Genomic DNA, 19,287 nt, shown 5'->3' on the forward strand with positions numbered 1-19,287 from the left:
ACGCACTTATTTAACGAGTCGCAACTGTTGCCTTGGAGCCGCTTTCCCCGTTTTTAAGGCCTCGTAGGGATCTAGGGGGATAACATCATGTCAACAACTTGGCGTAATAATTGGCGGCGCCCCCGCGCGGAATAGAACCCCCAGCGACTTGTGAGGTCTCTAGGAGGAAGTGACGGTAGTCTCTGTAAGCGCCGTTGTCGGGACGTGTCGGTGCGGAGAAAAATTCTGTAAGTGGTTGAGTCGAGACAAACTCTGGTTTGTCAAAAACGGCGACACCAAAGGTTTTTAGCGGCAAGCCACGCCACAGAACTTGTTGTGCTGAAGTCGAGTTCACGGTCACAGCCGACCGCGCGTTGTCGAGAAGCTGGGCGAGTTTGCCGCCCCTGACATAGTGGACGCGGTTCTCGACCCCGTTCTCTTTGGCTAACGCGTGAATACTATTACGAAGAGGGAGCTGGCCGTTTTCCAGTGGGTGGGCTTTGAAAACGAGATGATGATGTCGGGGGGCGCCCTTGGCGAAGCCTTCAATGGCAACTTTTAGAAAATCACTCATGCTTTCGAACGGACTGTGCATTTGAAAACTGCTGTCATGTTCGAGTTGAAGAAGCGCCACATGGTAGGGGAAGCCCGACCACTTGATCCGCGTCGTCGCAAGAACCCGTTCTCCCCAGTGAAGCGGCATGAGAAGCAGACGTTTGATGTATAGTTGAAATTCTCTTGAAACGGGGAGGGCTCGATGGGCACGAAAACTGCTGTAAGGTCCGTTTCTGAACATCACAAACCAGTGGTACAACGCGCCGTACAGCACATGTTGCCGCATATCGCCCCAATGGGCGGGCGCTTCAGGAATGTCCAAAACGGAATGGGCTAATATTTCCTGCATATCGGCCACCTCCATTTTCATCAAAGCGGAGTGCCCATTCGCACCGCCGCGCTCATAGGTTACCCAGTAGGGGCGAAGGTAACCCTCCTCGAAAATATGTATTGTGATGCCATTTTTATTTGCTATTTCAATAGCCTGCGCATGTATTGGGCGTGTGTCGCCATAGAGGGCGATGTCGGTTATGCCTTTGCTTGTGAGCAGGTCTTGGAAAAAACTGGGCCATGCGGATTGGGGTTCTTGAAAAGGGATATAGCTCTCGGCGTGGCGCCAAAATGCCCGATCCCCTTGGTTGAAACCCACGCGCCAGACCTCGGCACCCGCGAGGCGCATCATTTTGCCTAAACGATGAAAAAACGGCCCGTGTGGTCCTTGCAGAAACAAAAAACGTCGCTTTTCTGGGGGGAGTTGGCTCATTGAGTTTTCTGTCTCGCTATTCGGTCTTGAGGCGGCGAAATCTCCGTTCAAAGGATGAAAAATTCCGTTTTCATAGTTTTTATACCAAGTTCGTGGGGCAGGAATATGGCAAAATCAATGCCAAACCGTTAAAGTGGCGGAAATCTCCTTGAAACCATCGCAGCGTCGGTCTTGCACCGACCGGCCTGAGAGGCTACTCCAAGCATAAGAATTCTTGAAGGGATGCGTGATGTTTACAGGTATAATTACGGATGTTGGCGCGGTTTTGGAAGCCGAACAGCGTGGCGACCTGCGGGCCCGTATTGGAACATCTTATGATGTGTCGGGAATTGATATTGGCGCGTCGATTGCCTGCAATGGTGTTTGCTTGACGGTGATCGCCCTTGGCCAAAGCCCACAAAACTGGTTCGACGTTGAAATCTCGGCGGAATCCGTTGCCAAAACCAACATTGGCACACAGGGGAACGATTGGCATGTTGGCCGCCGTATAAACCTTGAACGCGCCCTTAAGATTGGCGATGAACTCGGGGGCACATTGTGTCGGGGCACGTGGATAGCGTGGCCGAAATTATCACGATGAAAGACGAGGGGGACAGCACGCGGTTTACCTTCCTCGCTCCCGAAGCCTTTGCCAAGTTTATTGCCCAAAAAGGGTCGGTCACGTTGAACGGCACTTCCCTGACTGTGAATGATGTTGATGGCTGTTCCTTTGGCGTGAATATCATTCCACATACCAAGGACGTAACGACTTGGGGTGCCGCGAAAGTTGGCGATATGGTCAATCTTGAGATCGATACCATGGCCCGTTATGTGGCCAGACTTCAGGAATTTTCGACATGAACGTGTGCCGATGCGCGGCCTTCCCGCCGAATTATTTTATCAGGTGCACCTCCTTAGCTGCCCAAATCACAGGACTGTAAATGACAGATTCTTCAAACCACTACTCTGACGCCGTTTCCACGATTGAAGAGATTCTCGAAGACGCTCGTAATGGACGGATGTTTATTCTTGTGGATCACGAGGATCGCGAAAACGAAGGGGATTTGGTTGTTCCGGCCCAGATGGCGACGCCGGATGTGATTAATTTCATGGCGACCCATGGGCGCGGATTGATTTGCCTTGCGTTGACAGGCGAGCGCCTTGATCAACTCGGCCTGCCGATGATGAGCAGCAGCAATTCTTCGCGCCACGAAACGGCCTTCACCACCTCAATTGAGGCGCGTGAAGGGGTGACCACGGGGATCTCGGCGCATGACCGCGCTTTGACTGTCGCTGTGGCCGTTGATTCCACCAAGGGTGCGACCGACATTGCCACACCGGGCCACGTCTTTCCTTTGCGCGCACGTAAGGGCGGCGTGTTGGTGCGGGCAGGGCATACGGAAGCCGCCGTCGATATCAGCCGCCTTGCGGGCTTAAACCCCTCCGGCGTGATTTGTGAGATTATGAACGACGATGGCACTATGTCGCGCCTGCCGGACCTCGTTTCATTTGCGCAACGCCACGGGCTGAAAATCGGCACGATCAGTGATCTGATCGCCTATCGTCGTCGCCACGACAATCTCGTGAAAATAAGTTCTCAGGACAAGATTCAGTCCGAGTTCGGTGGCGAATGGGAATTGCGGATTTACACGGACGAGGCACACGGGGCAGAACATATCGCACTTGTGAAAGGTGATATTTCCACCGATGAACCCGTCCTTGTGCGGATGCACGCGCTTGATCCAATGCTGGATGTGATCGGCGTGGGCGGCAAGGGACGCGCCGCTGAATTTAGCGATGCGATGAATATGATTGCCGACGAAGGCCGCGGCGTTTTGGTGCTGTTGCGCGACGTTCACATGAAACTTCACGCCAGTGAAGAAGCGTCACCACAGACTTTGCGTCAATATGGAGTCGGCGCACAGATTCTCTCATCGTTGGGCCTGTCGCGCTTGGAATTGCTCACCAACTCACCGATTCCAAAAGTTGTGGGGCTTGAGGCCTATGGACTCGAAATTACGGGCACCCGCAAAATTTCGGAGATCGGTTAATGGCTGGGCACGAACAGCACTACACTATGCCGCGTGCGGAATTCGCGGCTCCGGTGAAACTTCTGATCGTCGTTTCGCCATACTATAAAGATATTGCCGACAATATGGTTGCGGGCGCGATCGCCGAAATCGAAGCCGCTGGCGGCACATATGAAATCGCGCAAGTCCCTGGTGCGCTTGAGATTCCGACCTGTATTGGCATCGCGGATCGTATGTCAAACTTTGACGGTTACGTGGCGCTGGGCTGTGTTATTCGAGGGGAAACCACGCACTATGATACGGTGTGTAATGACTCCAGTCGCGCGCTTCAGCTCTTGGGACTGCAAGGGGTATGCATCGGTAATGCCATCCTTACTGTCGAAAATCGGCAGCAAGCTGAGGTGCGTGCAGACCCTGCCGATCAAAATAAAGGGGGCGGGGCGGCCGCTGCGGCCTTGCATCTCATCGCACTTTCGCGCAAATGGGGCGGCCAAGGTAAAGGAGCGGGCTTTAAATCCACTCCCGACAGTATTTTGATCGCCTCATCGGGCGGCAAGGAAAACGGAACGACCACATGACAAACCCAGAGACCTCCGCGAAAGCGGCGCCGAAAATATCTAAAGGCCGCCAGAAAAAATCTGCGTCGCGGCTCTATGCGGTTCAGGCGCTGTTTCAGATGGAGAATTCTGGGCAAACCATTGAAGCTATCGTGCAGGAATTCCAAGAGTTCCGTTTCGGTGCCATTTATGAGGGCATCGAGATGATGGAGGGCAACATGGAATTGTTCCAAGCGCTCGTCGAAAACGCAGTCGACCATCAGGCAAAAATTGACCAAATGACCGATCGCGCTTTGGTCGCAAAATGGCCCATCGCACGGATCGACCCCACCCTGCGTGCGCTCTTTCGGGCCGCTGGTGCCGAAATGGTGGCGCTTGAAACGCCGCCACGCGTAATTATCAGTGAGTTCGTCGATATTGCCCGTGCTTTTGATCCTAGTGGCAAAGAGCCACAATTTGTCAACGCAGTGCTGGATTTTATGGCGCGTGAAATCAAACCGGAAGCTTTTGCATAAAAACTTGCCGGTCTAAGCCACATAGAGCGCCCCTTTTGGGGCGTTTTTTGTTGGGAGATTGTGGCGGGCCCGCAGCGACCGTAGGGGCAGCTAATTCCTGGGGACCTGTATGTACAGGTGGGCACCAGATAATTGAACCAGGGTCCAAACAGAGCCAGCTCCCTAGGATTTGCTTAAGGCCTCTGGAATTTGTACCCACTGTTTACGAGAAGAGCAGAACCCGCCGTCCATTGACATAAGTGGGCACAGAGCATGCGGCAAGGGGCGAAGGGGCTTTAATTGGAATTCTCTTGTGTCTTGACTTTTTGTTTATGGTTTGTTCATGTTTGGCATGAACTCTTTAACTGGCGATAACTCCATAGAGGCGCGCAAAGCTGGGCCATTGTTGGCGCGGGGTGTGTGCAGGCACTTATTGCAGCTTGATTTCACGGTGATCGAGGAATTCGTTCCTGAGCGCGGGTTGCGTGTGGATGTCATCGCATTAGGCCCTAAAGGCGAGTTTTGGGTGGTTGAATGCAAGTCTAGTCGTGCCGATTTTCAAGCCGACAGCAAATGGCAGGGGTATCTACCTTGGTGTGATCGATATTTCTGGGCCGTTGACGGGAGTTTTCCAATAAACCTGCTTCCACTTGAAACGGGGCTTATCCTTGCCGATAGCTATGACGCCGAAATTGTTCGTATGGGGCCCGAAGTGAAAATTGCGCCCGCACGACGTAAAAAACTCACGCAAAAATTCGCGCGGGATGCCGCACGAAGATTGCAAAGCTATCGTGATCCTGGTGTGGCAGCTATTTCTTACCCGCAAGCATAAGGGCTGCAGCACGGATTTCTTCGGCGATTTCCAATGCTTCATCCGGCGTGAAATCCATTGGAATTTCAACACCATCTGCTTCGATATAGAGGCGCACGTTCCCCAAAGATGTTGGCCCAATCTGTAGATTGGCTTCGACTTCTTTTTCGGTGTTGATACCCATTTTTGCTCTCCTTGATTGCCCAAATTGACTAGACCCAACTGGCAACGGAGGCAAGAGGGCGTTTTTTAGGCGGCAATTGGCGACGTTTTGAGGTCCGACGCGGTGATAGAGGCAAATACTTGCGAAATTCCACAATTTCATACCTCGCGGCCCTTGCATTCACCGCACGTGGGCGCTAAATCAGCCAAAGTGTGCCGCCATAGTTCAGTTGGTTAGAACGCTTGTTTGTGGAACAAGAGGTCCCCCGTTCAAGTCGGGGTGGCGGTACCATTTTCTAAATACAGTAACGTTTAGGGCCTTTGTTAAACCCGTTGTCGGGCGTATCGCATGGCTTTCTCTAACGTTTTGCTAATCAAAACCCAATCCCACCATTTTTGAGCTGTTGCCCGCCTTTTAACCCTTCGTTTAAAATGTCGGATTAAAAATCTTGCTCTATTCAGGTCACAGCGTATATTTTAACAAAAAATGTTATATTTATTGCTAGTAACAAGTACCTAGCTATAGTGGATTTGTGCAAGTGTGAGTGGTTTTTAATGGTAAAAAGTGATGTTGCAGCGGCGGTCTTGATCGAAAAAATCGTTCGCGCTACCTATCCAAGCAGAGAACCAGGGGCCATACAGCCGCTCCAATGGTCGATTCTGAGGTTTCTTGCAAGGGTTCCATCAGAGCAACGCACAGCACATATGGTTGCAAAATTCTTGGGGATCACAGCCGCGCCGACAAGTCGCGCAGTGCAAACATTGGTAAAACGCGGGTTTGTAGAACAGGTGAAAAGCGAACACGATGCGCGCAGTTTCTTATTGGTGTTACAGCCAGCTGCCTTGCAAGCGCTAAAGGACGATCCATTGATGCGCCTCGCTGAATGCGTGTCGAAACTACCTGAAGATGAAAAGGGTGTGTTCAAAAAATCTTTAGAGTGTATTGTCGTGAATGTAGGGTAAAATTGGCTGGGGCAATTAATGTCAAAAGTATTGATCGTTGATGATGATCCACAATTAAGAGAATTGATGGAAAGATTTTTGTCGAGAGCTGGATTTGAGGTCGTTCTTTGCGAGGGGCCAGAACCGGCTCTTGTTGTCATTTCTGAAATCGATGATTTTGATGTTGCGGTGCTGGACGTATGGCTAGGACTGGATAGTGGTTTAGATCTCTACGACAGTATTCTCCAGAAACTGCCAGATTTACCTGTGGTTTTCGTATCGGGGGGCGGCGGTCTTATTCCCTTGGAAACGACGACGGCTCTCGCGGATATCAAAGGCGCAAAAACCTTTCTGTACAAGCCATTTAAAGGCGACGATTTAGTCGCCGCTGTCACTTCGGCGCTCCTTTAATCCACAAGTAATCCTAGGTATGACCGCAATCGTGTTCTAATCCGTACTGAAATTTATCTTATTGCTACTAGCATCTTTACATATGTGCAGGGCTCCTTTAGATAAAGTTGCTATAAGCAATTGTCTGTGGACGGTGTGTGATTGATTCTTTTGCAATAGAACGACGACCCGCGGCCTTGATTCTTGGTGAGCATTCGCTCGCTGGACAAGCTGTCCTGAATAGGTTGGGTTCCGAGAATTGGTTGTCAGTCGTCACAGATTTTGAACGAGCTTTGGATCAAATGTCCCTTCGGGTATTCGATGTTGTGGTTATTGTTTCGAGGCAATCTGAACTTCAGGTGTTGCAGTTTGCGCGGCACATTCGCTCTCAGTCTACGCGAACACGTGTTGCTACGGTTTTGGCTATTTCTGATGAGGTATCGCCTGAAGAGGCAGAGCTGGCGGGAATCGATAGGGTCGTAGGATTCGAGTCTGGGGTTAAGGATGTTGTTCTCCATATTGCGCAAGCGGCGACGCAGCGTGTGGAGAAAAGCAGATTGAGACGAAAAGAGAATTTTGTTTTGTAACTATTAGGGTTGGTACGGGATTTACTATGGATGAGAGCGAAAAAAACAAAATCGTCAGTGCGTATTTTGCTGCAGCTGAAGCGATGGTCGCTCTTGGGGAATTGGCCTCTGGCAAAACCGGCATCAATGTTGTGCCCTTTGCTCCAGTGAAAAACCAACGACGCGGAGCAAATGTTTCTACCGATGACGCTTCTTTGCATAAGTCCGAAGTTGCTGGCGGAAAAGGCGATGTATTGTCTCAAGTTTCCAATCGCATCCGGTCGACCAAAACGGGCACGCATGCCTTTGCCGATACTATTGTTTCAATCCAACCCGGATATTTGAAAATAGGGGGCGGGGGCAAGGCGCGGATCAAGCAAGCGCATTGGTGTTTTGGGAAGATCTGGAAAAACAACAATGGATGCTTGATGTCCTCGCGGAACTAGAAGCATTCGCGTCTGCAAATTCACTCGCGCAAACGGCAGAGGCACTTGTTGCCGCTCGGTGCGAGATCATTTCTCGTGCCGCGCGCACAAAGTAAATGCGCCTACAACCATCGTATTCGTGGGCCATTATTGCTTCTTGAGAGCGAAATTCATGCATTTGTTACTTTTTAAGGGGTAAATGCGATTTTTGGCTCTTCTTTGATTGCTTTATCGCCTACTTCTGAATATGCCCGCCCTTTCCGTCGGCCAATGGGCCGATATGATTTTTTCGAAAGATATCGCCGTGACGCAATTCGAAGGCATTCTGCCGCCCCTTTCCGACGCCCTTGTAAAAAAGGGTTACACCGAGCTGACCCCCGTTCAGCTAGACGTATCCGATCCTGCATTAGCTGAATCCGATCTCTTGGTGTCCGCGCAAACTGGGTCGGGTAAGACGGTTGCTTTTGGTCTGGCGATTGCGCCGACGATTCTTGGCGATGCTCTCCGATTTGAGCGGGCCGATGCGCCCCTTACATTGATTGTGGCACCGACGCGCGAATTGGCGCTGCAAGTGCGCCGCGAGTTTGAATGGCTTTACGCTGAAACGGGTGCGCGCATCGCGTCCTGTGTTGGCGGCATGGACATGCGGACCGAACGCCGCGAATTGGACCAAGGCGCACACATTGTTGTGGGCACACCTGGCCGTCTTCGCGACCATATCGCGCGCAAATCTTTGCGTATGGACCAAATGCGGGCAATCGTTTTGGACGAAGCCGACGAGATGCTCGATCTTGGTTTTCGCGATGACCTTGAGTTTATTCTTGGCGAAGCCCCAGAAGAGCGTCGCACTTTGATGTTCTCGGCGACGGTTCCACGTCAAATCGCCGACCTTGCGCGCAACTTCCAAAAAGACGCCAAGCGCGTTGCAACCGCTTCTGAAGCCAAGCAACACGTTGATATCGACTATCAAGCTTTGGTCTGTGCCGCGCCTGACCGCGAAAACGCTATTATCAATTTGCTACGCTTTCATGAACCCGAAACGGCGATTGTTTTCTGTGGCACACGTGTGACCGTAAACCATTTGACGGCGCGTTTTACCAACCGTGGTTTCCGCGTTGTGGCCCTCTCTGGTGAACTTTCCCAAGCAGAACGTAGTCACGCGCTTCAAGCGATGCGCGATGGCCGCGCCCAAGTTTGTGTGGCGACTGACGTTGCGGCGCGTGGGATCGACCTTCCGGGTCTAAATCTCGTTGTGCACGCTGATTTACCACAAAACCAAGAAGCTCTTCTACACCGTTCTGGCCGTACAGGTCGCGCGGGCCAAAAAGGCATCTCGGCGTTGATCGTTCCAAAAAATCAACGTGGCAAGGCTGAACGTTTGCTGAAATGGGCGAAAGTTACCGCGAATTGGGGCACTCCTCCAAGTGCGTCTGACGTGCGCGCCAAAGACGATGAGCGTTTGATCGCCAGCTTCAAAACAGAAGAAGTTGTCGGCGAAGAAGCCGTTGTTGCGGCGCTCCTCGAAGGGAATACCCCTGAGCAAATCGCGTCTGCGTATATCGCGCAGTATCGCTCCTTGCGCACCTCTCCGGAAGAGTTGCGTGAAGTCGGTGGCGTGGACGCCCCCACGGAGAATCGCGGATTTGCGAGTTCTGTTTGGTTGTCCCTCAATGTTGGCCGCGAGCAACGGGCCGAGCCACGCTGGCTCATTCCGCTGCTTTGCAAGGCTGGTGGCATTACCAAACGCGAAATCGGCGCGATCAAGATGGTTCCAAATGAAACATATGTTGAGTTGGACGCCACCATTGCAGATCGTTTCTTTGCTGCGTTGGGCAAAGACAACATCCTAGAAGAAGACGTAAAAGCGACCAAGCTCGACAAGGTTCCAGACGTTGCGCGCAGTGGTCATTCAGGTGCTCGTCCGAGCTTTGGTGACAAACCGCGCGGTGGACCGCGCCCCGATCGTGGCCCTCGCGAAGAACGTGCCCCACGTTCGGATTCGCACCGCAAGCCGCATGATGGCGCCAACGGGTACAAGGGCAACAAGCCTGAAGGCAAATACGAAGGCAAGCCAGCCGGTAAGTACGAAGGCAAAAAGCCTGAGGGCAAGTACGAAGGCAAACCCGCAGGTAAATACGAAGGCAACAAGCCTGAAGGCAAATACGAAGGCAAACCTGCCGGTAAGTATGAAGGCAAACCCGCTGGTAAATATGCAGGTAAGCCAGCAGGGAAATACGCCGGAAACACGGATGACAAACCCCGCAAACCCCGTGCAGAAGGGGCTTCTGGCGCGGACTTCAAACCGAAATTCGGTGGATCTGCAGATTCTGGACCCAAACGCGGTGGACCGGCTGGAAAACCTGCGGGTGGCCCGAAAAAACCGGGACCACCAGCCGGATTTGACCCCAAAGATACGTCGCAAAAGCTGCGCCACAAGGCCACGGGCAAGGGCAAGTTCGCCAAGCCAAGAAAACCAGTCAAATAGAGTAAATAGCCCAGTTCATCGCTGGGCTATCCGCTTTGGGTCAGTCGTTTTGCAATGTGATTGTTTGGCGTAAGGTTTGTTTGTCACGGTCATAGATTAGGATTTGGTCTTGATCCGTGACAATGGCATACCAGTCATTTCCCTGCGTAAAGGCGCGAGCAGCGACTCCCTCGGGCAAAGTAATTTCGCTGGGTAGAATGCTTGATTTCGTACCTGAAAGTGTTTCCTTATCAGGGAAACGGGTGACAAGCAGAACAATCACCACTACAAGCCCTGCAATCATCGTTGCCGTCAGTATTGTAACTAAGACGCGCAGAAATTTTAGGTTGGCCGGAAGTTCGATTTCCGTTTCAGGAGCCTCATTCATGTCCGCACTCTCCGTTGTATCTGTGGTGATCGCTGCTGATCCCCCTAAACGCCTTGATAAAGCGCTTTCGCGTGACGTACCAGTAGAAGCCTCTTTGAGTCGGTCGCGTATGGCGAAATTGCTCGAAGAAGGGGCGATCAAACAAAACGGCGTGGTTCAAACCGACCCTCGGGCGAAGGTAAGCGAAGGGGATGTCTTTGAAATCACCGTTCCTTTTGCTGCCGAAAGCCACATCCTTCCCGAAGATATTCCGCTTGAGGTGGTGTTTGAGGATGACGATCTTATTGTTGTAAATAAGCCCGTCGGCATGGTGGTGCATCCCGCGCCCGGATCGCCGAATGGCACGCTTGTGAACGCGCTGATGTTCCATTGTGGCGATACGCTTTCGGGCGTTGGCGGCACAAAACGACCCGGTATTGTGCACCGGATCGACAAAGAAACCAGCGGCCTTCTGGTCGCCGCAAAATCGGATGTGGCCCACCACAGTCTCGCAAAACAATTCGCGGCACACACTGTTGTGCGCCACTATCACGCGGTTGTATACGGCATGCCCGATGCGAATGATCCGCGCGTACGGGGCGTCAAAGGCGTCAATTTTGAATCCGGAAATATTATGAAGATCACCACGCATTTGGCGCGTCATAAAAATGATCGCCAACGTCAGGCGGTTTTATTTCACGGCGGGCGACACGCTGTGACCCGCAGTCGGATTGTGATGCCTTTGGGCACCCCCGCGGTGGCGTCACTGATTGAATGTTGGCTTGAAACGGGCCGCACCCACCAAATTCGCGTTCACATGGCGCATGCGGGTCACAGTCTTATTGGCGATCCGACTTATGGTGGTAGACGCAAACTGTCGGAGAAAGTTGTGGGCGTTGGTGGTGTCGAGGCCGTTCGTGCCTTCCCGCGTCAGGCGCTTCATGCGGCTACTCTTGGGTTCGTACATCCCGTAACCAAAGAAAAAATGCAGTTCAAAGCGCCGATGCCTGCGGATATGGTTGGCCTGATTCAAGCCCTTGGCGGGGATATTGACTCACTCCCATAGGAATGTTTCAGACTCGCACTTAGCTGTGAATTCCTTACATTTTACTGGATATCAGGACGTGCGGCGCTCATATTTGCTTAAGACAGATGCGTTATGGGGTCTCCCATGTGCCTTTGCCACTTGAACTTACGACGAACGTAATTATCTGAATGTTAACTGTCTAAACATAACAAACAGGGGGCAGAAGAATGAGCAATTTTAAAAACCTACCGGCCGCAACACCGGAACAAGGTCTGAGTCATTACCTTCGGGACATCCGCAAGTTTCCAATGCTGGAACCCGAGGAAGAATATATGCTGGCCAAACGCTGGGTCGAGGACCAAGACAGCGAAGCCGCGCATAAGATGGTCACAAGCCACCTGCGTCTCGCGGCGAAAATCGCCATGGGGTATCGGGGCTATGGCTTGCCACAAGCCGAGGTCGTCTCTGAGGCGAATGTCGGCTTGATGCAGGCTGTGAAGCGGTTTGACCCTGAGAAGGGGTTCCGTCTGGCGACTTATGCCATGTGGTGGATTCGCGCCAGCATTCAAGAATATGTTCTGCGCAGTTGGTCCCTCGTTAAATTGGGTACAACTAGCGCGCAAAAGAAGCTGTTCTTTAATCTGCGCAAGGCGAAAGCCCGTATTGGTGCCCTTGAAGACGGCGATTTGCGCCCCGAGCATGTGGCGCGTATTGCCCATGATCTGAGTGTGACTGAGGCTGAAGTTGTCTCGATGAACCGCCGGCTTTCCGGTGGGGATGCGTCGCTCAATGCCGTGATCGGCAGCGACGGAGACACCACAACACAATGGCAGGATTGGCTCCAAGATGACGATGCCGACCAAGCGGGCGACTATGAAGCGAATGACGAATTGACGATTCGCCGCGAGCTTTTGACCGAAGCTATGGACGTTTTGAATGACCGCGAAAAAGATATCCTTACACAGCGCCGCTTGACAGACAAAGCGGTGACGTTGGAAGAACTGTCGGGCCAATATAATGTGAGCCGCGAGCGGGTACGCCAAATTGAGGTGCGTGCGTTCGAGAAGCTTCAAGAGCGGATGCGCGAGACCGCCAAAGACAAAGGCCTATTGGTTCCGTCCTAAGGCTTTTAATCGAAATTTTAAAAAGGGCTCCGTTGATTGGGGCCCTTTTTTTGTGTCGCTGACGCGTATTGCGCAACGTGGACAACATGGTAACTTAGCAAAAATTTTTAGGGAGCACTTCACATGAGCAACATTTTACGTTGGGGAATTCTGGGCGCGTCAAATTTCGCAGAAAGATTCATGGCACCCGCTATTCACGCAGCCATAGGAAACGAACTTGTTGCCTTGGCAACGTCAAATGCAGCCAAGGCCGCGCCATTTCAGGCATTCTGCCCGTCGCTTGAGGTCTTTGGCGATTACGATGCTTTGTTGGCCTCGCCAAATATCGATGCCGTTTACATTCCCTTGCCCAATCATCTCCATGTGGCATGGACAAAAAAAGCTCTTCAGGCGGGGAAGCACGTGTTGTGCGAAAAGCCAGTTGCGCTTGAAGCGAATGAGATCGACGACCTTATAGCCCTGCGCGATCAAACGGGCCTTGTCGCCGCCGAAGCCTTTATGATTGCACATCACCCGCAGTGGATTGAGGTCAGGGACCGGATCGCTGCAGGAGATATTGGTACCTTACGTCATGTGAGTGGTCAGTTTTGTTACAACAACGAGTCCGCGACCGACAATATCCGCAATCTTGCGGAATTTGGTGGCGGCGCGGCGCGTGATATTGGCGTATACATCTATGCCAGCACCCTTTTCGCGACCGGAGCCAAGCTACCCGAAATTACGGCCGTTTCAATGCGTGAGGAGGGGGGCGTGGATGTGTTTACCGATGTTCAGGCGCAGTTCGAAGGGTTCACCTATTCGGGCATGGTTTCGATGCGCCTCGCGCCACATCAAGAAATGCTATTCCTTGGAGACAAAGGGAAAATTCGCGTGACGACACCTTTCAATGCCAATGTCGCCGGAGAGGCGCAAGTTTGGCTGTCTAATGAAGCGGGCGAAACTGTGTCGCGTTATCCGGGGCTGAACCAATATGTGCTTCAAGTCGAAAACTTTGCTCAATTCGTTGGCACCGGTGCCGCCTATCCATACACGCTGGAGGATAGCAAAAAGGCCCAATCCATGATGGATCAGATCTTTGCAAAAGCGAAAAAGTAGCCTTGGCTTAGGGGGCGAGGCGGGCGCGCAAGACGCGCACCATGTTCTCGCCCATAACTTTGCGGATATCGATTTCAGAAATCTCTAAGTCGAGGAGCGCTTGCGTCAGCGCAGCCAATTCGGATGTATCAAAGGCGGTGCCCACGGCACCGTCAAAATCCGAACCAAGCGACACATAATCTGCACCTACGAGGTCAATTGCCGCCTTGATGGTTTTTGCGACGCCCATTGGAGTATCGTCGCAAGTGACGTCTTTCCAATAGCCAATCGCAATCGTGCCGCCCTTTGCAGCAACGGCTTGGATGAGGTCGTCGGGGATATTGCGCTTGATCTGGCAGTTGCTGAAGATACCTGTATGGCTCACAACGATGGGCATTTCAGTAATTTCGAGCACATCGCGAATGACTTGTTGGCTTGAATGGGACACGTCCAAAACCATGTTGCGGGCTTGGACTTGGGCGACAACTTCGCGGCCAAAATCGGTCAGCCCTGCGTCTGCTGTGCCATGGAGCGAGCCCCCAGCGGCGTTATCAAAGAAATGCTGTAACGAGATCATCCGAAACCCTGCGGCTTCGAGGGCGGCGATGTTTTGGATTTTGCCCTCTAAGGGATGCGCCCCTTCAGTTCCGAGCAATGCGCCAACGGTTTTTGCCCCTGCGGCACGCTTTTCCAACAGGTTGTCGAGTTCGCTACGCGTGGTGATAATCGTTAAGTCATCGGGAGCTTTGTCTGCGTATTTATGCAAACGGCTTGCCTGATACAGCGCCCGTTCAAGCAGGCTGTCCCATGCGGCGCGTGGCCATAACTGCGCATAAGCCAAGAGGGTGATATTGTCGCGCGCAGAGGTGGAATTCTCTTCGTAGTTTAACCCTGCGGGGCTTTTGGTGACCGTGGTAAAAACCTGAAGGGCGACGTTGCCTTCCTGCAGGCGCGGGACATCCACATGGCCACGGTCGCCACGTTCAAGCAAGCTGCGGTTCCAAAGCAACGTATCGGCGTGCCAATCACCGATCACGAGGCTGTCGTGTAACGCTTGGGCATCAGGCGTGACGGGGTAGGGCGCGTGAGCCTCGACCGTATTCAAATTGCTTTCTAAATAGCCTGGTCCAAAAGTGAGCAAAGCCCCAAGGCCGACAACAAGGATGGCGAGAACAATTTTCAGGAGTCGTTTAATACCGCGCATAGGAACCCTCGTTGTTTTTGGAAAAGTCTATTTCATATGAGCGAATAAACAATGAGAATTGCTAAACACGTGATGTGAAAAGTATTTTAAAACAAACTACAGGACGAAATATTGCCGTCGGTATCTTGGAGAACAACCATAACTTCGCTCGAATCTATAATTTGCGACGTGGTTGCCCCCTCCGCCAACATGGCATTTTCAAATTCTGTTTCGGTGGGCGTATCTATGTAGCTTTGGCCGTTGATCAAGAGGTCTTGGACATCAACCGACGTCATTGTTTCGACAAGGAGCGATTTTTCCTGTTTCCAATCCGCGCGATAAGTCCCGATCAATTCGACAGTTGCGTCGCTTCCGACAATTGTGGCGTCAAAGCTGCCTTCGCTCGTGCCATTATTGTAATAGGCGACGGTTCCCATGATTTGGTTGGTCTCGGAGAAGTTTTCACAACTCCATTGGCCAACCATAGATGGTTCCGCATTGGCACCGAACGGTGCCAATGCGAGGAGGGTGAAAACGGGGAGGGTGACGCGCATTTAATCTTCCATCGCTTCGAGTTCGTCGATCATGCCGGAAATCATCGACAAGCCTTTGTCCCAGAATTTGGGATCAGAGGCATCAAGTCCGAAGGGAGCGAGGAGTTCTGAGTGGTGCTTGGAACCGCCCGCCTTCAACATGTCGAAATACTTCTCTTGGAAGTCTTCGCCGCCCTCGGCGTAGACGGCATAAAGCGCGTTCACGAGGCCATCGCCAAAGGCATAGGCGTAGACGTAGAATGGCGAGTGCACGAAGTGCGGGACATAGGCCCAGAACGTGGCATAACCCGGTGTGAATTCAAAGATAGGTCCGAGGCTTTCGGCCTGCACGGACATCCAGAGCGCGTTGATGTCTTCGGGGGTCAGTTCGCCTTGGGCGCGGGCTGCGTGGAGTTTGCATTCAAAGTCGTAAAACGCGATTTGGCGCACGACTGTGTTGATCATATCCTCGACTTTGCCCGCAAGCAGGACTTTGCGCTCTTCTTTGGTGGTGGCCTTGGCGAGCATCGCTTGGAAGGTCAGCATTTCGCCAAAAACACTGGCGGTTTCGGCCAATGTGAGGGGCGTGGAGGACAAAAGCTCGCCCTGTTCCGCAGCCAAGACTTGGTGAACGCCGTGACCAAGTTCATGCGCCAAAGTCATCACGTCACGCGGTTTTCCAAGGTAGTTGAGCATGACATAGGGATGCACATTTGTGACCGTTGGATGCGCGAAGGCACCCGGCGCTTTGCCCGGTTTGACCGCTGCATCAATCCAACCTTCGGAGAAGAACGGCGCGGCGATATCAGCCATTCTGGGGTCAAAACCAGCATAAGCTTCCATCACGGTGTCTTTGGCTTCTTGCCAATCGACTGTTTTTTCGTCTTTTTTCGGGAGAGGCGCGTTTCGGTCCCAAGTTTGCATCGTTTCAAGGCCAAGCCATTTTGCCTTGAGGGCATAATAGCGATGGGAGAGTTTTGGATAGGCGGCCACAACCGCATTGCGCAGGGCCTCGACAACTTCTGGTTCTACATGGTTCGACAAATGCCGCGCCGTCTGGGGCGAGGGCATTTTGCGCCAGCGATCATCAATTTCTTTTTCTTTGGCCAATGTGTTGTGAACACGCGCGAATATTTTGATGTTCTCTTCAAAAACACGGGCCAACTCAAAGTTCGCCACTTCGCGTTTTGCACGGTCTTGATCGGTCAAAAGGTTGAGAACGGCTTCGAGGTTCATGTCTTCGCCGTCAATGGTGAATTGCAATCCGGCGATCGTTTCGTCGAATAAACGGTTCCACGCGGCGGCACCAACAGTCGATTGATCGTGCAGGAATTTTTCCAACTCGTCGGACAATTGGTGCGGCTTCATTGCGCGTTGACGATCAAAAATCGGTTTGTAGCGTTTCAAATCGGCATTTTCGGCAAACATGTTTGCCAAAGCTTCGTCTTCAAGGCGGTTCAACTCAAGGCTATAGAAAACCAGCGGAGTCGTGAAAACGGTCACTTTTTCTTGGGTGTCGGACATGAATTTCGCGCGATCACTATCGGTTGTGATCTGATAATACCGTAAGCCCGCAAATGACATGATGCGGCCTGCAATCAGGTCAATTGCTTCATAGGCGTGAACGCAAGCAAGCATTCCGGTGGCATCCAGATCTGCGAGTTTACCTTCGTAGGCCGCGGCGAAATCGGCGCAGGCCGTCTCAAGCCAAGCCATATCACGGGTCAATTCGGGCGCGTCTTCACTGGTGTAAAGATCGTCGAGGTTCCATTCTGGCAGGTCGCCGAAATCGGCGGCCTCTCCAGTGGAAGGGGTCGCATCGAAGACGGGCATAGGACGGGAAAAACGCATGAAAAACCTCAATAATTGCCCTCTAGACATAGGCCTTCGGAGGGGGGCGGTTCAAGGGGTATGGGGGCGCGCAAAGGTAAAAACACCCCAAGCCACAGGAAAATCGCGCGGGATTTTATTTAGAAAGGGCGCGGGCTAAGTATTCTCACCAAAAAACTCACACATCATGTCGGTTACACGATCTAATGTTTCGGGATTTTCAAAGAGGATTTCGTGCTCGGCTTTCGCGACCATTTCTACACGTCCGCTCGGCCAATGCGCCATGCGTTTTCCAATAGCACCAGCGCGAACGACGCGCTCATTTGTTCCGAGAAACGTCAGGCAAGGAACATTGGGCGAGGGCAGTTTTGCGAGATCGCGACACTCTCGCAACCCTTCGATGAGCCAGCCAAGTGACGGGCCCCCGAGGGCCAATTCAGGGTGCGCAACGACTTGGGATTTGAGCCATTCGTAGGTTGGCCGATCACTCGTCAGCATATTGTCCGCATAGGGTTCCGTGAGGACATAGGTCTGAATATTTGTCCCCGGACTTAGGGTTTTCCCCTTGCCGACCTGATGCGCAACCGCACCCAAAACCCACGCGGGAAGGCGCATCCTTGGCGGGACATTGATCCCCCACATTGGCCCCGTTAAACATACCGCTTTGACATCAAGACCATTTGAAAGCGCGCGCAGAGCGATACATCCGCCCATCGAATGCCCCAGTAAATAATACGGCTCGGGGAGGGACATTTCTTTGGCTGCGGCTACCATGGTCGCAACATCGAGTTGATAGTCCTGAAAATCTTCAACATGACCAAGGAGGCGATCAGGTGCATCCCGATCTGAGAGGCCTTGTCCCCGCCAATCAACGACTAATGCCGCATAGCCGCGCGTGCCCAAGACCGTCGCCGTTGGCGCGTATTTTTCGATGTATTCCGTGCGCCCAGGGAAGATCAGGACCGTTCCCATGGGCGCATCTTGGTTCCAAACGCCCAATCGAATCCGCACACCATCAGAAGTCGTCCACCATGTGGCGTCTCCGGGGTCTGCGGCGCCGACTATATCCTCAAAAAAGGGGGCGGTTTTCATGGCTTAGGACAATTCTGCGCCGAGTTTAATGGCCGTTGCCATGTCACCGTCCATAGAAAGTTTGCCCGTCATAAAGGCCGTTGTGGGGTTCAAGCTGCCGTCGAGAATGGCCTGAAACGTTTCGACATCCGCCGACAAAGTAACATCCGTGTCGTCGTCGCCCGCGCGCACGCCGTCCGCGTCGATGACAATGCCGCCTTCGCCTTCGACCATGAACTTTGCAGTCCCATCGAAGGATTTGATTTTCTCAGACAAAACGCCGACGGCAGCAGTGATTATTTCGCTCATTTAGATTCTCCTAAAAACGTGAAGGTTTGGGGGTCGCTTTTCCCAACCTTTCGGCTACAGTTGCATTTGTTATGAGCGCTTTAAACCCCTTTCTCAATCGTATCGTTACGGCATTTCTTCTTGCGACAGTCATTTTATGGGCTGGCGGGCAAGCCGCGCAGGCGCAGGATGTCGATTTGGATGTGCTTTTCGCAGACCTCGCAGACCCGCAAAACGAAAACTGGGAAAAGACCGAAGATCAAATTCGCGCTCTTTTCAGGGAGTCCGGCTCGGAGTCGATGAATTTCTTGCTAGAACGCGGTTATGCGGCTCTTTCACAAGGGGATTTGGAAGTGGCCGTGGAACATTTTACGGCGCTCACCGACCACGCACCCGATTTTGCCGAAGGGTATAATGGGCGGGCGACGACGTATTTTAATCTAGGTATGTATGGGCCGTCGGTTTCGGACATCGCAAAGGTCCTATCGTTAGAGCCACGCCACTTTGGCGCGATCATTGGACTGGCGCGAATCTTGGAGGATTCGGGTAAACCCAAACAAGCGCTTGAGGTCTATCAGCAGGTTACCTTAATACACCCCAACCAACCGCAGGTCGCAAAAGCCATTGCGCGCTTGAGTGCATCAGTCGGCGGGACCAACCTTTAAGGGCTGAA

At 52.5% G+C, this 19,287-nt stretch carries 20 protein-coding genes, 1 tRNA gene and 2 pseudogenes; 15 read left to right on the top strand and 8 right to left on the bottom strand.

Translation table 11 applies throughout. The features are described 5' to 3' along the window. Positions 1-6: 6 nt before the first annotated feature. A pseudogene (locus RC74_RS10600) lies at positions 7-1,297 on the bottom strand (capsule biosynthesis protein). A gap of 229 nt (positions 1,298-1,526) precedes the next feature. On the opposite strand from RC74_RS10600, the pseudogene RC74_RS10605 reads away from it, so the two are divergent. From RC74_RS10605 to RC74_RS10625, 5 genes and pseudogenes are all read left to right on the top strand, one after another. Beyond that, positions 1,527-2,137: pseudogene (locus RC74_RS10605) on the top strand (riboflavin synthase). A gap of 80 nt (positions 2,138-2,217) precedes the next feature. Next, complete coding sequence (ribB, locus tag RC74_RS10610; protein WP_039001066.1) at positions 2,218-3,327, top strand: 3,4-dihydroxy-2-butanone-4-phosphate synthase; 1,110 nt, start codon at positions 2,218-2,220, stop codon at positions 3,325-3,327. Further along, positions 3,327-3,884 (top strand): 6,7-dimethyl-8-ribityllumazine synthase, encoded by a 558-nt coding sequence (locus tag RC74_RS10615; RefSeq protein WP_039001065.1) that lies wholly within the window; start codon positions 3,327-3,329, stop codon positions 3,882-3,884. The genes ribB and RC74_RS10615 overlap by 1 nt, the downstream gene beginning before the upstream one ends. Next, positions 3,881-4,378, top strand: a complete 498-nt coding sequence (gene nusB, locus RC74_RS10620) for a transcription antitermination factor NusB (RefSeq protein ID WP_039001064.1) — start codon at positions 3,881-3,883, stop codon at positions 4,376-4,378. Before RC74_RS10615 ends, nusB begins: the two co-directional genes overlap by 4 nt. Before the next feature lie 331 nt (positions 4,379-4,709). Beyond that, entirely contained in the window at positions 4,710-5,189 is a 480-nt protein-coding gene (locus RC74_RS10625; RefSeq protein ID WP_052274685.1) for an MmcB family DNA repair protein, read from the top strand. On the opposite strand, the gene RC74_RS10630 is transcribed toward RC74_RS10625, so the two are convergent. Then, positions 5,167-5,352 carry a DUF6324 family protein gene (locus RC74_RS10630; protein WP_039001063.1) on the bottom strand — a complete coding sequence of 62 codons (186 nt, stop codon included), beginning with the start codon at positions 5,350-5,352 and terminating at the stop codon, positions 5,167-5,169. The two genes, RC74_RS10625 and RC74_RS10630, sit on opposite strands and share 23 nt — an antisense overlap. A 193-nt stretch (positions 5,353-5,545) precedes the next feature. Between RC74_RS10630 and RC74_RS10635 the strand changes: the two genes are divergently transcribed. The 6 genes from RC74_RS10635 to RC74_RS10660 all read left to right on the top strand — a co-directional run bounded on the left by RC74_RS10635 (position 5,546) and on the right by RC74_RS10660 (position 10,138). After that, positions 5,546-5,622 (top strand) — tRNA-His (locus tag RC74_RS10635). Between the two features lie 293 nt (positions 5,623-5,915). After that, the gene (locus RC74_RS10640; RefSeq protein ID WP_169798729.1) at positions 5,916-6,293 is read left to right on the top strand and encodes a MarR family winged helix-turn-helix transcriptional regulator; all 378 of its coding nucleotides are present in this window, start codon (positions 5,916-5,918) and stop codon (positions 6,291-6,293) included. Between the two features lie 18 nt (positions 6,294-6,311). Next, positions 6,312-6,683, top strand: coding sequence for a response regulator (locus RC74_RS10645; protein ID WP_039001061.1), 372 nt, complete (start codon positions 6,312-6,314; stop codon positions 6,681-6,683). Positions 6,684-6,820: 137 nt separating this feature from the next. Then, positions 6,821-7,249 carry a hypothetical protein gene (locus RC74_RS10650; RefSeq protein ID WP_039001060.1) on the top strand — a complete coding sequence of 143 codons (429 nt, stop codon included), beginning with the start codon at positions 6,821-6,823 and terminating at the stop codon, positions 7,247-7,249. A 26-nt stretch (positions 7,250-7,275) separates the two neighbouring features. Beyond that, complete coding sequence (locus RC74_RS10655) at positions 7,276-7,674, top strand: hypothetical protein (protein WP_062628207.1); 399 nt, start codon at positions 7,276-7,278, stop codon at positions 7,672-7,674. 259 nt (positions 7,675-7,933) lie between these two features. Then, positions 7,934-10,138: a DEAD/DEAH box helicase gene (locus tag RC74_RS10660; protein WP_052274684.1), complete on the top strand. Its 2,205-nt coding sequence runs from the start codon at positions 7,934-7,936 to the stop codon at positions 10,136-10,138. Positions 10,139-10,178: 40 nt separating this feature from the next. On the opposite strand, the gene RC74_RS10665 is transcribed toward RC74_RS10660, so the two are convergent. Further along, positions 10,179-10,505 carry a DUF6476 family protein gene (locus tag RC74_RS10665; protein ID WP_039001058.1) on the bottom strand — a complete coding sequence of 109 codons (327 nt, stop codon included), beginning with the start codon at positions 10,503-10,505 and terminating at the stop codon, positions 10,179-10,181. On the opposite strand from RC74_RS10665, the gene RC74_RS10670 reads away from it, so the two are divergent. The 3 genes from RC74_RS10670 to RC74_RS10680 all read left to right on the top strand — a co-directional run bounded on the left by RC74_RS10670 (position 10,504) and on the right by RC74_RS10680 (position 13,730). Then, positions 10,504-11,550, top strand: coding sequence for an RluA family pseudouridine synthase (locus RC74_RS10670; RefSeq protein WP_039001057.1), 1,047 nt, complete (start codon positions 10,504-10,506; stop codon positions 11,548-11,550). The genes RC74_RS10665 and RC74_RS10670 overlap by 2 nt on opposite strands. A gap of 188 nt (positions 11,551-11,738) precedes the next feature. Continuing rightward, on the top strand, positions 11,739-12,635 hold the full coding sequence (rpoH, locus tag RC74_RS10675; RefSeq protein WP_039001056.1) for an RNA polymerase sigma factor RpoH: 897 nt from the start codon (positions 11,739-11,741) through the stop codon (positions 12,633-12,635). 123 nt (positions 12,636-12,758) lie between these two features. Continuing rightward, positions 12,759-13,730, top strand: a complete 972-nt coding sequence (locus RC74_RS10680) for a Gfo/Idh/MocA family protein (protein ID WP_039001055.1) — start codon at positions 12,759-12,761, stop codon at positions 13,728-13,730. A gap of 7 nt (positions 13,731-13,737) precedes the next feature. Here RC74_RS10680 and RC74_RS10685 read toward each other — a convergent pair whose 3' ends face one another. From RC74_RS10685 to RC74_RS10705, 5 genes are all read right to left on the bottom strand, one after another. Further along, entirely contained in the window at positions 13,738-14,913 is a 1,176-nt protein-coding gene (locus tag RC74_RS10685; RefSeq protein ID WP_039001054.1) for a dipeptidase, read from the bottom strand. Positions 14,914-14,999: 86 nt separating this feature from the next. Next, positions 15,000-15,446 carry a hypothetical protein gene (locus RC74_RS10690; RefSeq protein ID WP_039001053.1) on the bottom strand — a complete coding sequence of 149 codons (447 nt, stop codon included), beginning with the start codon at positions 15,444-15,446 and terminating at the stop codon, positions 15,000-15,002. Beyond that, positions 15,447-17,276 carry a M3 family oligoendopeptidase gene (locus tag RC74_RS10695; RefSeq protein ID WP_039001052.1) on the bottom strand — a complete coding sequence of 610 codons (1,830 nt, stop codon included), beginning with the start codon at positions 17,274-17,276 and terminating at the stop codon, positions 15,447-15,449. A 135-nt stretch (positions 17,277-17,411) separates the two neighbouring features. Beyond that, positions 17,412-18,347 carry an alpha/beta fold hydrolase gene (locus RC74_RS10700; protein ID WP_039001051.1) on the bottom strand — a complete coding sequence of 312 codons (936 nt, stop codon included), beginning with the start codon at positions 18,345-18,347 and terminating at the stop codon, positions 17,412-17,414. A gap of 3 nt (positions 18,348-18,350) precedes the next feature. Beyond that, a complete protein-coding gene (locus tag RC74_RS10705; protein ID WP_039001050.1) occupies positions 18,351-18,635 on the bottom strand; it encodes an SCP2 sterol-binding domain-containing protein in 285 nt (94 codons plus the stop codon). A 71-nt stretch (positions 18,636-18,706) separates the two neighbouring features. Between RC74_RS10705 and RC74_RS10710 the strand changes: the two genes are divergently transcribed. Then, positions 18,707-19,279 (top strand): tetratricopeptide repeat protein, encoded by a 573-nt coding sequence (locus RC74_RS10710; protein WP_156477449.1) that lies wholly within the window; start codon positions 18,707-18,709, stop codon positions 19,277-19,279. Positions 19,280-19,287: the final 8 nt, after the last annotated feature.

Source organism: Falsihalocynthiibacter arcticus (genome assembly GCF_000812665.2).
Classification (GTDB): Bacteria; Pseudomonadota; Alphaproteobacteria; order Rhodobacterales; family Rhodobacteraceae; genus Falsihalocynthiibacter; species Falsihalocynthiibacter arcticus.